The sequence below is a fragment of the Mariniflexile fucanivorans genome (assembly GCF_004341235.1).
In the GTDB taxonomy this organism is placed as follows: Bacteria; Bacteroidota; Bacteroidia; order Flavobacteriales; family Flavobacteriaceae; genus Mariniflexile; species Mariniflexile fucanivorans.
Genome location: NZ_SLUP01000001.1, coordinates 757,680 through 774,457, shown reverse-complemented (window position 1 = coordinate 774,457; position 16,778 = coordinate 757,680). Strand labels below are relative to the sequence as shown.

11 protein-coding genes and 1 tRNA gene are annotated in these 16,778 nt (G+C 34.3%); 10 read left to right on the top strand and 2 right to left on the bottom strand.

Annotated features, from left to right (window positions below; all coding sequences use genetic code 11):
* The first annotated feature begins 10 nt into the window (after positions 1 to 10).
* The 9 genes from EV196_RS03430 (at position 11) to EV196_RS03390 (ending at position 13,810) form a co-directional block, all read left to right on the top strand.
* Positions 11 to 895, top strand: coding sequence for a glucan endo-1,3-beta-D-glucosidase (locus tag EV196_RS03430; protein WP_132214900.1), 885 nt, complete (start codon positions 11 to 13; stop codon positions 893 to 895).
* 74 nt (positions 896 to 969) lie between these two features.
* On the top strand, positions 970 to 2,067 hold the full coding sequence (locus tag EV196_RS03425) for a glycoside hydrolase family 16 protein (RefSeq protein ID WP_132214898.1): 1,098 nt from the start codon (positions 970 to 972) through the stop codon (positions 2,065 to 2,067).
* Between the two features lie 48 nt (positions 2,068 to 2,115).
* Positions 2,116 to 3,423: a glycoside hydrolase family 2 TIM barrel-domain containing protein gene (locus EV196_RS03420; protein WP_132214896.1), complete on the top strand. Its 1,308-nt coding sequence runs from the start codon at positions 2,116 to 2,118 to the stop codon at positions 3,421 to 3,423.
* Positions 3,424 to 3,427: 4 nt separating this feature from the next.
* Complete coding sequence (locus EV196_RS03415) at positions 3,428 to 6,844, top strand: hypothetical protein (protein ID WP_132214894.1); 3,417 nt, start codon at positions 3,428 to 3,430, stop codon at positions 6,842 to 6,844.
* A 4-nt stretch (positions 6,845 to 6,848) separates the two neighbouring features.
* Complete coding sequence (locus EV196_RS03410; protein WP_132214892.1) at positions 6,849 to 8,144, top strand: glycosyl hydrolase family 17 protein; 1,296 nt, start codon at positions 6,849 to 6,851, stop codon at positions 8,142 to 8,144.
* Positions 8,145 to 8,194: 50 nt separating this feature from the next.
* On the top strand, positions 8,195 to 9,640 hold the full coding sequence (locus EV196_RS03405) for a glycoside hydrolase family 30 protein (RefSeq protein ID WP_394343239.1): 1,446 nt from the start codon (positions 8,195 to 8,197) through the stop codon (positions 9,638 to 9,640).
* Positions 9,641 to 9,675: 35 nt separating this feature from the next.
* Positions 9,676 to 12,015 (top strand): MFS transporter, encoded by a 2,340-nt coding sequence (locus tag EV196_RS03400; protein WP_132214888.1) that lies wholly within the window; start codon positions 9,676 to 9,678, stop codon positions 12,013 to 12,015.
* A gap of 2 nt (positions 12,016 to 12,017) precedes the next feature.
* Complete coding sequence (locus EV196_RS03395; protein WP_132214886.1) at positions 12,018 to 12,902, top strand: glycoside hydrolase family 17 protein; 885 nt, start codon at positions 12,018 to 12,020, stop codon at positions 12,900 to 12,902.
* 227 nt (positions 12,903 to 13,129) lie between these two features.
* Positions 13,130 to 13,810, top strand: coding sequence for a LysE family translocator (locus tag EV196_RS03390; protein ID WP_132214884.1), 681 nt, complete (start codon positions 13,130 to 13,132; stop codon positions 13,808 to 13,810).
* A gap of 389 nt (positions 13,811 to 14,199) precedes the next feature.
* Here the strand turns inward: EV196_RS03390 and EV196_RS03385 are convergent.
* Positions 14,200 to 14,270, bottom strand: a tRNA-Cys gene (locus EV196_RS03385).
* A 50-nt stretch (positions 14,271 to 14,320) separates the two neighbouring features.
* Positions 14,321 to 14,683 carry a dihydroneopterin aldolase gene (gene folB / locus EV196_RS03380; RefSeq protein ID WP_132214882.1) on the bottom strand — a complete coding sequence of 121 codons (363 nt, stop codon included), beginning with the start codon at positions 14,681 to 14,683 and terminating at the stop codon, positions 14,321 to 14,323.
* Between the two features lie 79 nt (positions 14,684 to 14,762).
* Between folB and EV196_RS03375 the strand changes: the two genes are divergently transcribed.
* Complete coding sequence (locus EV196_RS03375) at positions 14,763 to 16,763, top strand: glutamine--tRNA ligase/YqeY domain fusion protein (protein ID WP_132214880.1); 2,001 nt, start codon at positions 14,763 to 14,765, stop codon at positions 16,761 to 16,763.
* Positions 16,764 to 16,778 lie beyond the last annotated feature (15 nt).

Here is a 16,778-nt window from a genome sequence, read left to right as displayed (position 1 = left end):
ATTTAGAACGATGAAAAAATTAAAAAACATAATAAGTTTCTTTTTAATAACTATTTTGGCATTCACAAGTTGTCAAGAAGATGATTTAACGATAGGAGACCTTGTAGCGCCTTCAAACATAGAAATAACGGTTACTTATATTGATAATGATACAGAATCACCAGCACCAGGATTAGGAAGCGGTGAAATTAAAGTATCTGCAACAGCTGATAATGCAACGGCATATCAATTTATAATTCAAGGAAAAACCTTACTTCAAAAAGCAGGTAGCGCATCTCATACCTTCACAACGTTAGGAACCAATACGTATGCGGTTACTGTAGTTGCTTACGGAACGGGTGGTGTGTCTTCTAGTAAAACTATTGAAGTTGAAGCGCTTGCTTTATATGAACCACCAGCTGATTTGATAACCATGCTTACTTCAAACAGCTCTAGAACATGGAGAATTAGTGCAGAATCTAAACCCCATTTTGGTTTAGGTCCAGTAGGTGGAGGAACTCCTTTTGAATGGTATAGTGCGGGAGCAAATGATAAAGATGGAACTGGAATGTACGATGACAGATATACATTTAATATAGATGGGACGTTTACCGCAGTGACTAACGGAACTGTTTTTGGTCGTGAAGTTTTAATTGATGAATTAGGAGGTTCTGGCGGAACTGCAGATGGCGCAGATATATTAAATTATGTTTATGGTGATTATACAGCCCAATGGTCTTTAACAGCTCCAAGTGGTGTTGAAACAATTAGTTTATCTGGTTTAGCTTTTATTGGCTATTACACTGGTGGAAATCATCAATATATTATTCATAGTCGTTCGGCGAATGAAATGGTTTTAACAACTACAGATGGTAATAACGGATTTAATTGGTGGTTTACTTTAATACCTGAATAAAAAGGGATTAATAGCAAGAAGAAGGGAGATTTAATATCTCCCTTTTTTAAAAATAAAAATTTAAAACAGAAAAAATGTTTAAAAAAACGCTTTATATTGTTCAAGTACTATGTTTCTTGTTATTGTCATGCTCTGGAGACAGTGATGAACCAATAAAGGAAGAAACTAAGGATATTATCCCTAATAATCTAGTATTACAAATAGATATTTCTGGTTTAGATAGTAGTAATCCTAATGGAGACGGATCAGGTTTAATTACATGTACCGCTACAGCAACCAATGCCATTTCTTATGGCTTTAAAGTAGGAAGTGAAGCCGAAGTAAAAAACACAACTGGTACTTTTAGTTACACATGTACTAATGAAGGTTTAAACGATTATATCATAACCGTTTTTGCATATTCTAGTACAGGAAATTCCATTAGTACTTTTAAAAAAGTAGCAGTTTTTGTTACTGAAAAAGGGGCACAATTAATTTGGTCTGATGAGTTTGATACTGCTGGTGCTCCAGATGCTACAAAATGGGGTTATAATATTGGTAATGGTGATTATGGTTGGGGCAATGGAGAAAAACAATATTATACAGACAGAACCGATAATGTTAAAGTAGAAAATGGCTTTTTAAAAATAATTGCTAAAAAGGAAAGTTATCAAGGTTTTGAATATACCTCAACAAGATTATTAACCAAAGGCAAATTCGATTTCACCTACGGTAGAGTGGATGTAAGAGCTAAATTACCATCAGGAACTGGTACATGGCCAGCTATTTGGATGTTGGGTGCTAATATTGATACCGCAGGATGGCCGGCATGTGGAGAAATTGACATTATGGAACACTGGGGGCATAATCCAACCAAAATATCAAGTGCCACACATACACCGTCATGTTCTGGAGGTTGTGCCAGTACTTCTGTTGGCGAAACCATAGTAACCGATTATGATACAGCATTCCATGTGTATAGTATAGAATGGACAACAAACGAACTTAAGTTTTTAATAGACGACGTTTATAAATACAGCTATAAACCATCGGTTATTAATAGCAGTACTTGGCCTTATTATGCACCTCAATTTTTAATTCTAAATGTAGCTATGGGAGGAAGTTGGTTTACCATCGATCCTAGTTTTACAGAATCTGTAATGGAAATAGACTATGTTAGGGTGTATCAATAATTAAAATGTTTTTTTCCTATTTAATTATTTGAATTTAAGTAAATACACATGAAAACCAATTTTTTAAAATTCATACTTTTTTTATTTACATCTGCTGTTTTAGCACAAACAGCTAACGTATCTGTAGTAAATAATGAAGAAGGAATGAAATTGGTTGTTAATGGTAACGATTTCATGATTAATGGTATGAATTGGGATTACTTTCCCATTGGAACCAATTATTCATATAGCTTATGGAGTCAATCGGATGCTTTTATAAAAGAAGCCTTAGATGCAGAAATGAGCTTGTTAAAAAATATGGGCGTAAATTCCATTAGAGTGTACACGGGCATTCAACCAAAATGGATTCAATATATCTACGAAAATTATGGTATTTATACCATGCTAAACCATCCTTTTGGAAGGTATGGGGTTATGGTAAATAACACATGGGTACCAGTTACTAATTACAGTGATGAGGCCACTCAAAAGCAGTTATTATTAGAAGTCTCAGAAATGGTCGAAGCTTATAAAAACACACCAGGCTTATTGTTATATCTATTAGGAAACGAAAATAATTATGGACTTTTTTGGGCAGGTGCCGAAACTGAAGATTTTCCAGATGATGAACATGAAAAGCAATTTATAGGTGAAAACCGAGGTAGACCCATGTATAAATTGATGAATGATGCTGTACTTAAAATGAAATCCATCAGTACATCTCATCCTTTTGCTATTTGTAATGGCGATGTTTTATTCATTGATATTATTGCAGAAGAATGTAAAGATGTCGATATATTCGGTGTTAACATGTACCGTGGTATTTCTTTCGTAGATGCATTTCAAGTGGTGAAAGAGAAGCTAAACAAACCCATTTTGTTTACAGAATTTGGTTCAGATGCTTTTAATACCATTAAAAATAAAGAAGACCAAAAATCGCAAGCTTACTATAATTTAGCTAACTGGAAAGAAATTTATGAAAACGTTGCTGGCCAAGGCAAAGCAGGAAATGCTATTGGAGGTTATACATTTCAATTTAGTGATGGATGGTGGAAACATGGCCAAACAACAGATTTAGATATACACGATACCCATGCTTCATGGGCAAATGCAGGTTATAAAAAAGATTATAAACCTGGTAAAAATAATATGAACGAAGAGTGGTTTGGTATTTGTGAAAAAGGGCCAACAAATAGCCGTGGGTTATATAAATTGTATCCACGAGCAGCGTATTATGTATTAAAAGAAGTGCATAAAATAAACCCGTATTCAGAAAAAACGACACTAGATAATGCTTTCAAAAACATTAAAATAAAGAATGCTGTTTTGTTAGCACGTAACGAAAAAGAAAATATAGTAAAATCAATAAAGAACTAAATTAATGGACCAAGTAAATACCATACAAGGCGATTGGGTAACTTTTGAAAATGAAAAGTTTTATAAGATATCGAATTCAGATAAAATGAGACCTTTTTTTATGAGCATTGTGAGTGACTCAAATCACTGGATGTTTGTATCAAGTAACGGTGGATTATCCGCAGGAAGAAAAAACGCTGATTATGCTTTATTTCCTTATTATACCGACGATAAAATAACAGAATCTACCGACGTTACTGGAAGTAAAACCATCTTTCAAGTTCATAAAGATGGCAAAACCCGTATCTGGGAACCATTTTCTATTCGTCAAATTGGGCTATACAATACCGTAACGAATCTTTATAAAAATAGTTACGGTAATAAAGTGGTTTTTGAAGAAATAAATACAGATTTAGGTCTTACTTTCAGATACCAATGGAATTCAAGTAACAGATTTGGCTTTATTAAAAAATCGACCATAATAAACAATACCAAAGAAAAACTGAATATTACAGTTTTAGATGGTTTACAAAACATAGTCCCTTTTGGAGTTTCTGCTAGTTTACAAAACAGTTATAGCAACTTAGTTGATGCTTATAAAAGAAGCGAATTACAAGCGAATGTAGGTATAGGTACTTTTGAATTAAGCGCCATTATTGTAGATAAACCAGAGCCAAGTGAAGCTTTAAAATCTAATATGGTGTGGTCTCATGGTTTAAATAAGCCTACATATTTGTTATCGTCTGTTCAATTAAATAATTTCAGAAGAGGTTTCGAAGTAAAACAAGAGGAAGATGTTAAAGCACAAAAGGGTGCTTATTTTATAGTTTCAAATGTAGATATTGATGCCAATGATGAAAAAAATTGGATGTTTATTGCCAATGTAAATCAATCCATTTCTGGAGTGGTTGAAATTGCTGAAATTATAAAAAATGAAAAGGATATTGTTTCGCTCATTCAAAACGATATTGATGCGGGTACAAACAAATTAGTAGCATTAACGGCTGCTGCCGATGGTGTACAACTATGTGAAGACGATTTAATTAACACCAGACACTTTTCAAATACACTATTTAACATCATGCGTGGTGGTATTTTTGATGATGGCTATACCATTGAAAAAGAGGATTTTGTAAAATATATTGCACACGCAAACAAAAAAGTATTTAAAAAGAAAGAAGATGTATTAGCTTCTTTACCCGAAACGTTCTCTTTGGATTTTATAAAAAATCTAGCTGAAAATGATACTGATAAGAATTTAAAACGTCTTTGTTTTGAATATTTACCATTAAAGTTTAGTAGAAGACACGGCGACCCAAGCAGACCTTGGAACCGATTTTCAATTAACACACAAAACGAAATTGATGGTTCTAAAGTATTGGATTATGAAGGCAATTGGCGAGATATTTTCCAGAATTGGGAAGCTTTGGCACATTCATACCCAGAGTTTATAGAAAGCATGATTCACAAGTTTTTAAACGCCACAACGTTTGAAGGCTACAACCCTTACCGTGTTACAAAAGGAGGTTTCGACTGGGAAGTTATTGAAGAACACGATCCATGGTCTTTTATTGGCTATTGGGGCGATCATCAAATTATCTATCTATTAAAGTTTTTAGAATTTATAGAAAGTCATTATCCAAAGCGTTTAGAAAAACTCTTTAATCAAGATATTTTTGTGTATGCCAATGTGCCTTATAAAATTAAGAGCTATGCTGATACACTAAAAAACCCAAAAGATACTATTGATTTTGATCATGAATTAAACGCTAAAATAATTGAAAAAAGAGGTGAATTGGGTGCCGATGGTGCTTTATTACGTGATGAAAATTATTTTATTTATAAAGTTAATTTAATAGAAAAACTATTGGCAACTGTACTTGCTAAAGTATCAAACTTTATTCCAGAAGGCGGTATTTGGTTAAATACACAGCGCCCCGAATGGAACGATGCCAACAACGCATTGGTTGGTAATGGTGTTTCTATGGTGACGTTGTATTATTTGAACCGTTTTTTAAATTTCTTTGAAACAGTTGTATCAAAATCTGAAACCGAAAGCGTTGAGGTTTCTCTAGAATTATACACGTTCTTTCAAGGTGTTTTAAATACCCTAGAAGCTAATAAAAGTATTCTTTCAGGTAAAGTATCTAACAAGGATAGAAAAACTGTTTTAGATGGTCTAGGATTAGCTGGAAGCGATTACCGTTTAACCATTTATGAAAAAGGTTTTTCAAGTGATAAAGCAGAACTAACTAAAGCCACGTTATTAGAGTTCATTAAAACAACAAAACACTATTTACAGCATACTATTGATGCCAATAAGCGTGAAGATAACATGTATCATGCCTATAATTTAATGACGCTTGAAAACGATAAAGAAGTCTCTATTTCTTATTTATCTGAAATGTTAGAAGGTCAAGTGGCTGTTTTAAGTGCAGGCTATTTAACACCTTCACAAGCATTAAATTTATTGGATGGTTTAAAAAGTAGCGCACTTTTTAGAGAAGATCAATACAGCTATATTTTATATCCAAATAAAGAATTAGCACGATTTGATAAAAAGAACAATATTCCAACCGAAAAAGTGGAACAATCAAGCTTATTAAAGCAATTGGTAAAAGATGGAAATTCTCAAATTATAGAAAAAGATGTTTTAGGCAATTATCATTTTAACGGTAATTTCAATAATGCTAATAGTTTAAAAACAGCCTTAGAAGGTTTATCAGAAACCTACAGTCCTTTGGTTGAAAAAGAAACTAAATATCTTTTAGAAACCTTTGAAACCATTTTCAACCATAAATCTTTTACAGGACGTTCAGGCACCTTTTTTGGGTATGAAGGTTTAGGGTCTATTTACTGGCACATGGTATCAAAACTGTTATTAGCCGTACAGGAAAATTGTTTATTGGCTGTTAATAATGGTGAGAGCGAAGTGCTTATTGGTAAACTTTTAGACCACTACTACGAAATAAATGCGGGCATTGGTGTGCATAAATCGCCTGAGTTATATGGTGCATTCCCAACCGATCCCTATTCACATACGCCAGCTACAAAGGGCGCGCAGCAACCAGGAATGACAGGACAAGTTAAAGAAGATTTGTTAAGCAGATTTGGTGAATTAGGTGTTTTCGTTAAAGGAGGAAGCATCCTATTTAACCCACGTTTATTACGAAAAGAAGAATTTTTAAAGGAGCCTAAAGTATTCAACTATTTTAATCTTAAAAATGACGTTTCTGAAATTAAATTGGATACTGGTGAGCTATGTTTTACATATTGCCAAATCCCTATAATTTATAAGCTTTCAAATAAAAATAGTATTCAAGTGTCTTTTAATGATAAACAAACAGAAATGGAAGGTTTAGAATTAGATGAAAAAACTTCAAAACTGGTTTTTGAAAGAAAAGGAGAAATAAACAGAATAATTGTATCTATTAAAAAATAGAAATATGACTTTCAATTTAAATAAAATTCTAATGCTTACAGCCATTTTAGCCATGGCGGGTTGCGGAAATAAGTCGAATAAAGAAGCAGAAACTGTGATAAATAATAAAAACATGACCGCTGAATCTATTTTAGGAAATCCAGATTATTTAGCAATATCTTATGGTGGTTACAGAGAAAAATTAAGAGATAGTCAACCTACCATTCCGCAGCTTAAAGAAGACATGAAAATTCTTTCTGCCATGGGTATTAAAATATTGCGTACATATAATGTTCAAACACCATTGCCGCATGCTTCCAATGTATTAGAAGCCATCCATCAACTAAAACAAGAAGATAAAAACTTCGAAATGTACGTGATGTTGGGTGCTTGGATGGATTGTGAAAATGCCTGGACAGACAAAACACCTAATCACGATGTTGAAAGTCCTCAAAACGCGGGCGAGATTGATAGAGCCGTGGCTTTAGCAAATAAATATCCTGACATTGTAAAGGTTATTGCTGTTGGTAATGAAGCCATGGTAAAATGGGCTACCAGTTATTTTGTGCAACCTAGTATTATTTTAAAATGGGTGAATCACTTACAAGATTTAAAAAAATCTGGAAAATTACCAGCAGATTTATGGATTACAAGTTCCGATGATTTTGCATCTTGGGGCGGTGGTGACCCACTTTATCATGTTAAAGATTTAGAAAATTTAATAAAAGCAGTCGATTATATTTCGATGCATACGTACCCATATCATAATTCACATTACAATCCAGAGTTTTGGAAAGTTCCAGAAAGTGAACAACACCTATCAGATATTGAAAAAACAGATGCTGCCATGTCTCGTGCGTTACAATTTGCTAAAAAACAATACGATAGTGTATCAAATTACATGAAAAGCTTGGGAGTAAATAAACCGATTCATATAGGCGAAACAGGTTGGGCATCTATTTCAGATGGTTTTTATGGGCAGGATGGTTCTAGAGCTACAGACGAATACAAACAGGCGGCTTATTATAAAAAATTACGTGAATGGACCAATAAAGCAGGTATTTCTTGTTTCTATTTTGAAGCTTTTGATGAGCAATGGAAAGACGCCAGAAACCCTTTAGGTTCTGAAAACCATTTTGGGCTTTTCACTTTAAATGGTGAAGCAAAATATCCGTTATGGGATTTGGTAGATCAAGGTGTTTTTAAAGGCTTAACAAGAGACGGTAAACCCGTTTCCAAAACCTTTAACGGTAATAAAGAAGCATTAATGAAAACCGTTTTACCACCACCAGCTTTAAAAGAAGTAAGTGTAACTAACTAAAAAACTATAAAAAAATGAAAACATATGTTTATTGTCTTTTCGTATTAATTATGAGTTGTAATCAAACCAAAAATCCATTGCAAGTTGAAGTTTTTGAAACATCGGCTAATGGAAATAAATTAACACAAATTACAGATTTTCAACCGGTTGATACGGTTCAGGCAACTATAAAATTATTGCCAGAACAAACGTTTCAAACTATTTCAGGCTTTGGAGGTGCTTTTACAGAGTCTTCAGCTTACTTATTAAACAAATTAAGCAAAGCCAATCGTGATACTATTCTAAAAGCATATTTCGCTAAAGATGGTGCTAGATATTCTTTAACAAGAACCCACATGAATTCTTGCGATTTTTCTTTAAGTCAATATTCATATTCACCAGTTGAAGGCGATAAAAATTTAGAGCATTTTACCATACAAGATGATATGGACGATTTAATTCCTATGATAAAAGATGCCATGGCGGTTTCAGAAGATGGTTTTAAAATATTTGCATCCCCATGGACGGCAGCACCTTGGATGAAAGATAATAACGCATGGGTAGGCGGTAAACTACTTCCCGAATATTACGATACTTGGGCCTTATTCTTTTCAAAATATATAGATGCTTATAAAAAAGAAGGTGTGGAAATTTGGGGTTTTACTGTTGAAAACGAACCTCATGGAAATGGTAATAACTGGGAAAGCATGCATTTTTCACCTAAAGAAATGACCGATTTTGTTGAATTTCATTTAGGTCCTAAATTAGAAGCAGATGGCTATGGTGATAAAATAATTTTGGGTTACGATCAAAATAGAGCGGGCTTAAAAGAATGGGTTGATGAAATGTACCGTGATGAAGCTTCTTCAAAATATTTTGATGGTACAGCGATTCACTGGTATGAAAGCACTTATGATTATTTTCCTGAAGCTTTGCAATATGCGCATAATAAAGCGCCAAATAAATATTTAATTGAAACCGAAGGTTGCGTAGATTCTGAAATTCCGGTATGGCAAGATGATGCTTGGTATTGGAAAAAAGAAGCGACCGATTGGGGTTGGGATTGGGCACCAGAAGACCAAAAACACTTACACCCAAAATACGCACCTGTAAACCGTTATGCGAGAGATATTATTGGTTGCCTAAACAATTGGGTAGATGGTTGGGTAGACTGGAATATGGTTCTAGATACACAAGGAGGCCCAAACTGGTTTGAAAACTGGTGTGTTGCTCCTGTAATTGTAGACCCGGCTAAAGATGAGGTGTACTTTACACCATTGTATTACACCATGGCACATTTTAGCAAGTATATACGTCCTGATGCGAAAGTTATTGGAGTTGAAAATTCAGATGATACTCTTATGGTAACAGCGGCACAAAACCCAGATGGTAGTATTGCTGTGGTTGTTTTTAATGAATTTGAAACCCCAAAAACTATTAGTTTATCATTAAATGAAAAATTAGTAGAATTTAAAATAGATGCGCAAGCAATTCAAACTATTGTAATACCTAATTAAAAAAACCGCTAACTAAGCTAACTAAATTAATTATTATGTCTTCCACCACAAACAAAGTTCCATTCGGGCAAAAAGTCGCCTTCGGTATTGGCATGCTCGCCAATCAAATGTTTCCTGCTGCCTTAGGTATTTTTATGGTAGTTTTAGTTCAAGATTTGGGCTTCCCTGGCTGGATGTGGGGTGTTATTTATTTCTTTCCGAGACTATTTGATTGTTTTACAGATCCTATTATGGGTTTTATTTCCGATAATACAAAATCGCGTTGGGGACGTAGAAGGCAATACGTGTTTCTTGGTGCATTAATAATGGGCATGGCGTTTATTGTGATGTGGCAATTATACCGAGTAGATGGCGTCGATTATAATTTTATTTATTTTATGCTATGGTCGTTTGTGTTTTATCTGGGGCTCACCATTTTTAGCGTACCTTATGTAGCTATGGGTTATGAAATGAGTAACGATTTTCACGAACGCACCAATATTATGGCAGTAGCGCAGTGGATAGGGCAATGGGCTTGGGTAATTGCACCTTGGTTTTGGGTAATTATGTATGACCCAGAATTATTCCCATCGGCCGATATTGCTACCCGATCACTTGCGGTTTGGGTAGGCATTGTTTGTATGATTTTTGCAATGGTACCAGCTATATTTATAAAAAGTAAATCGACCTTAAATGAAAACTATTCGCCGCTTGGTATTAAAACAATAGGAAGTAGCCTTAAAGAAATTTTAAGCGGTGTTGTAGAGGCTTTTAAAATAGTACCTTTTCGAAAACTTTGTATAGCTACTTTTTTAGTTTTCAATGCGTTTAATACGATTGCCGCTTTTTCATTTTTTATTATAGTTTACCATCTTTTTGGTGGCGATGCAGGAGCTGCTGGTATCTGGCCAACTCTTTTTGGGTGTTTGGGAGCTTTAGGCACTACGTTTATGGTAATTCCTATTGTAACTAGAATGTCTAAAAAAATGGGTAAAAAGAAAGCCTTTATTCTCTCTCAAGGTATTTCTATTTTTGGCTATATCATGTTATGGTTTCTATTCGTTCCTGGAAAGCCTTATATGTTTATTTTTGCCCTTCCATTTTTCTCTTTTGGTATTGGTAGTTTATTTGTACTCATGATGTCGATGACTGCCGATGTGATTGATTTAGACGAATTGAATACAGGAAAACGACGAGAAGGTACCTTTGGAGCAATCTATTGGTTTATGGTAAAATTCGGTTTTGCCATTGCAGGCGGCTTAAGCGGTCTCATTATGAGTTCGGTAGGTTTTGATTCTGGTGCAGCAATACAACCAGAAGGCGCCATTGACGGATTAAGATTAGCTTTTTCAGGTGTTCCCATTTTAGGAACGCTCATCGCCATGTATGTAATGCGAAATTATGATGTAACCGAAGAGCGTGCAAACAAAATTCGTGCTGAATTAGATGCGCGTAAAAATACTCATAAACCCCAATCAAGCTCGTATTATCAAACTAATAAATTGGTATCTCTAAAAAATGTTGATTTAAATATCGATACTGGATCTGACACCAATTTTACTTCATTATCAAATACTGAAATAGCACAACTATTTTCAAAATCATTACATGGTGGACTCCACGGATTGTGTTTTAGTCCTTATTCTGAAAGTCAAAACATAGGCGATCAATTATCTGAATCACAAATTGAACAGCGTATGGCCATTATTGCACCTTACACAAAATGGGTGCGTTCTTTTTCATGTACAGATGGTAATGAATACATTCCTATCGCAGCTCGAAATAAGGGCTTAAAAACGATGGTTGGTGCTTGGATTGATACCGACAAAGCTAAAAACGATAGAGAAATTAATGCTTTAATTAATTTGGCCAAACAAGGGCATGTAGATATTGCTGTGGTTGGTAATGAAGCGTTACTTCGTAAGGATTTAACCGAACAAGATGTACTGGACTATATTGCTAAAGTAAAAAAGGCATTGCCCAATATACCTGTTGGTTATGTTGATGCTTATTTTCAATTTCTTGAACGTCCAAACCTTGTAAAAGCTTGCGATGTTATTTTGGCTAATTGCTACCCGTTTTGGGAAGGTTGCCATATAGATAAAGCGTCTACATATTTAAAACAAATGCATGCAGTAACTACAAATGTAGCTCATGGAAAACCTGTTATTATTACAGAAACAGGATGGCCCAACAAAGGCGAAAATACGAATGATGCAAAACCGTCTCATGAAAACGCCATGAAATATTTTATAAATGCGAATAATTGGGCGAACCAAAACCATATTGAGATGTTTTATTTTTCATCGTTTGATGAATCATGGAAGGTTCATCATGAAGGCGATGTTGGTCAGCGTTGGGGTTTATGGGATAAAAACGAACATTTAAAATATTAAGGATGTCATTTAGAGAAGATAAAATAAAATCATTAGCAGGGTTAAAACTTGATGGTAAAACAAAAAAAGGTTTAAACAACCTGTTTAAACGCATTTTAAAAAGCGGTATGCACGGTTTGTGCTTTAGCCCTTATGAAGAAGGTCAAGAACCCGGACAAGAAGTTACCGAAGCCCAGATTAGAAGGCGCATGAAGATTATAAAACCATACACCAAATGGATACGTTCTTTTTCATGTACCGAAGGTAACGAGCTTATACCCATAATAGCTAAGGAATTTGGTATTAAAACGCTTGTAGGTGCTTGGTTGGGCGATAACGATGAAATCAATAAAAAGGAAATCGCAGGACTCATAAAATTGGCCAAGGCGGGCTATGTTGATATGGCCGCAGTTGGTAACGAAGTAATGTACAGAAAAGACCTTACCGAAGAACAACTTTTAGCTTTTATGGGTGAAGTTAAACAAGCGATACCAAACATCCCCATGGGTTATGTAGATGCGTATTATGAGTTTAAACAACGACCCAAAATAACCGAAGCCTGCGATGTTATTTTGGCCAATTGTTACCCGTATTGGGAAGGTTGCAGTGCCGAGTATTCCTTATTGTATATGAAAGATATGTACCAACAAGCTGTAAAAGCAGCCAATGGGAAAAAAGTGATTATCACCGAAACTGGTTGGCCTTCTTTTGGTGAGGGATTAGATGGGGCAGAACCCTCTTATGATAATGCTTTAAAATATTTTATCAATTCACAAGTTTGGTCTACAGAAGATAATATTGAGATGTTTTATTTCTCATCTTTTGATGAATCATGGAAAGTGGGTGCCGAGGGCGTAGTAGGAGCCTATTGGGGACTTTGGGATAAAAGCGAAAGACTGAAATTTTAAACATGTTTATTTGTGAAATGACGAGTAAAAAATAAAATAATAGCGACAAAAATTGTTTAGAAACTAAAATGAGAAGCGTTAACGGTCTCATTTCTTTTAAGATTATATAGATATTGTTGTCTTAAAACTAAGTTTAGTTTGTTTGAAAAGAGATGGTTTATTTATAAAGCATCTTTTTTTGTTTAGGCAATTATTTCTTTACTTTGTGTAAAACACTAACATATTCTATGTTTGATGATATTTTAGCAGCCATTCCTTTCGGAATCATTTTAGCCTTTACTATTGGGCCGGTTTTTTTTGTGTTACTTGAAACCAGTGCTACTAAAGGCTTTAAAAGTGCGCTAATTTTCGACTGTGGTGTTATGCTGGCAGATATTATTTTTATTATAGTAGCATTTTTTAGCACCAACAAACTTTTAGAATCTATAAAAGACGACCCTAGTTTTTTAATTTTTGGAGGCGTATTATTAGTGACTTACGGGTTTATTTCATTTATAAAAGCATCAAAATCTTTTCGAGTTATTGTTAGGGAATATCATAAAATTGAAATAAAAAAAGGCTACGGAAAACTATTTTTAAAAGGGTTTTTGCTCAACTTCATCAATATAGGTGTGTTATTAGGTTGGGTGGCGTTTATTGTAATAGCTAATTCAATTACAAGTTCAAAAGACGGTGTTTTGGTTTTTTTAAGTACTATTTTAATCGTCTATTTTTTAGTCGATTTAGTTAAAATAGTTATTGCAAAAAAATTGAAAAATAAGCTCACCCCTCGTCGTATATTTAAAACTAAAAAAATAATAGCATTGGTTATTTTAGGCTTTGGCGTATTACTTCTGGTGCAAGGTTTTTTTCCAAAAGAAAAAGAACTTTTAAAAGAAAAATTTGAAAATATAAGTCCTATAAAATAAAAAGACTTTCAGTTTAATAGAGTTCTTTTTGTTGAGGTATCGAACGTATTTCGATATAAAAATAACCAGAGTAATAGCTTTTCATTTACATTATTTCCTCTAATAATTCATCATAAAAACGCCCTTAACGAATGTTGAATATTCTTTGAGGTGTCGAGCGTCCGATAGCAATCGCGAGAACTGCAGTAGCAGCTTTTGTTATCCTTTAATCAATTTTTCTTAAAAATTTGCCATAAAAAAACCCTCAACAAAGGTTGAAGGTTTCTTGAGGTATCGAGCGTCCCGATAGCAATCTGGAGAACCGCAGTAGCAGCTTTTGTTATCCTTTAATCAATTTTTCTTAAAAATTTACCATAAAAAAACCCTCAACAAAGGTTGAAGGTTTCTTGAGGTGTCGAGCGGATTCGAACCGCTGTAGCAGCTTTTGCAGAGCTGAGCCTAGCCACTCGGCCACGACACCTTAATTGTGCTGCAAATTTAAAAAAAATTAAGACTTTACAACAGTTAAAATCATTTTTTACGCTTATCAGTCATTTTTATGGTCACTTTTTCTACATCGCCACCTATGGGCGGGTTTAATTTGCTAACCCAAACCGTAGCTTTTTTTACCAATTTATCTTCATTAAATATGCGATTTAAAATACGTTTTGCAACCGTTTCAAGCAATTGCGCAGGTATGGCCATTTCATCTTTTATAATGCGATTTAAAAACACATAATCCACAGTATCAATAAGTTTGTCTGTTTTTGATGATGTTTGTAAATTAGCTTCAACTTGTAAATCTACACGATAATCACTGCCAATTTTTGTTTCCTCTTGTAAGCAACCGTGATAAGCAAATACACGAATATTTTCAACTTTTATAATTCCCATGTTAGGTGGTTTTAAGTCGGTAAAATTACCTAATTTTACACAATATTTTTTGTTTAATTACCTATTGCGATACATTTTTATGTCTGAAGAAAGAAAATCACTAAACTTTTTAGAGCAAATTATAGAAGAAGATTTGGCTAACGGCATGCCAAAAAACAAATTACGATTTCGTTTTCCACCAGAACCAAATGGCTACTTACATATTGGGCACACCAAGGCTATAGGTATTAGTTTTGGTTTGGGTGAAAAGTACAATGCGCCTGTAAATCTTCGTTTTGATGATACCAATCCTGCAAAGGAAGAACAAGAATATGTAGATGCCATTAAAGAAGACGTTTCTTGGTTAGGTTATACATGGGATAAGGAATTATTTTCATCCGATTATTTTAAACAACTTTATGATTGGGCAGTACACTTCATTAAAGAAGGTAAAGCTTACGTAGATTCTCAGTCTAGTGAAGCGATGGCAGAACAAAAAGGAACACCAACACAACCGGGTGTAGATGGGCCTTTTAGAAATAGAAGTATTGCTGAAAATTTAGATTTGTTTGAGCGTATGAAAGCTGGTGAATTTGAAGAAGGCTCCCATATTTTACGCGCAAAAATTGACATGCAACACCCTAATATGCTGATGCGTGACCCTATTATGTATCGAATTTTGAAAAAGGATCATCATAGAACAGGTGACGATTGGTGTATTTACCCCATGTACGATTGGACACATGGTGAGAGCGATTATATTGAGCAAATATCACATTCATTATGTTCACTAGAATTTAAACCTCACAGAGAGCTTTACGATTGGTTTTTAGACCAAGTGGTAGATAAAACCTTAGTTAGACCTAAGCAACGAGAATTTGCGCGTTTAAACCTTAGCTATACCATAATGAGCAAGCGCAAGCTACTTAAACTGGTAGAAGATAAGATCGTAAATGGTTGGGACGACCCACGTATGCCAACAATTTCGGGTTTACGCCGCAGAGGTTACACACCAGCAGCTTTAAGAAAATTTGTAGAAACCGTTGGTGTTGCCAAACGTGATAATATTATTGATGTATCCCTTTTAGAGTTTTGTATTCGAGAGGATTTAAATAAAACTGCGCCACGTGTTATGGCGGTTTTAGATCCTGTTAAATTGGTTATAACAAATTACCCCGAAGGAAAAGAGGAATGGTTAGAAGCTGAAAACAATCAAGAAGACGATAGTGCAGGTTTTAGAAAAGTACCTTTTTCTCGTGAGCTTTATATTGAAAAAGAAGATTTTAAGGAAGTTGCAGGTAATAAGTTTTTCAGATTAAAATTAGGTGGTGAAGTTCGACTTAAGAACGCTTATATTATTAAAGCAGATTCTGTTACAAAAGATCCGAATGGAAACATTACTGAAATACAATGTACGTATTCTGAAGACACTGCTAAAAAAGTAAAAGGCACATTGCATTGGGTCTCCATAAAACATGCTGTTAAAGCTGAAGTTAGAGAATACGACCGTTTATTTATGGATGAAGCGCCCGATAGCCACCAAGATAAAGATTTTATGGAGTTTTTAAACCCTGAATCTTTAAAAATTATTGAAGCTTATGTAGAACCAAGTCTATTAGAAGCTAAAATTGGTGATAGGTTTCAGTTTCAACGTTTAGGTTATTTTAATGTGGATAATGATTCATCCTCTAATAAATTAATATTCAATAAAACGGTTGGTTTAAGAGATTCTTGGGAGAAGCAAAAACCTATAGAAAACAAAAACCAAAATAAACCACAAAATAATACATCGCAACCTCAGCGTAAGGCTATTGATGTGATTCAGCAATTAGGTAAAAAATATACTAATTTACCAGAAGGGAAACAAGAAAAGGCAAAAGCTGAAATTTTAGAACTTGCTAAAGATGTGAGTTATGATGACTTACAACCATTATTTAATACCGCAGCCAAAAAAGTGGGGACACGTATTGCAACCACAATTGTTTTGGGTGTTTTGCTTGAAAACGGACTTGAAAGAAATGCAGAGGTTAATGATTTTATTAACAAAGCTTTAGAAGATACGGATGCTCTTTTAGTTAAAGAGGCTAAAATGCTTCTTTAATTACCTTTTGTAAAT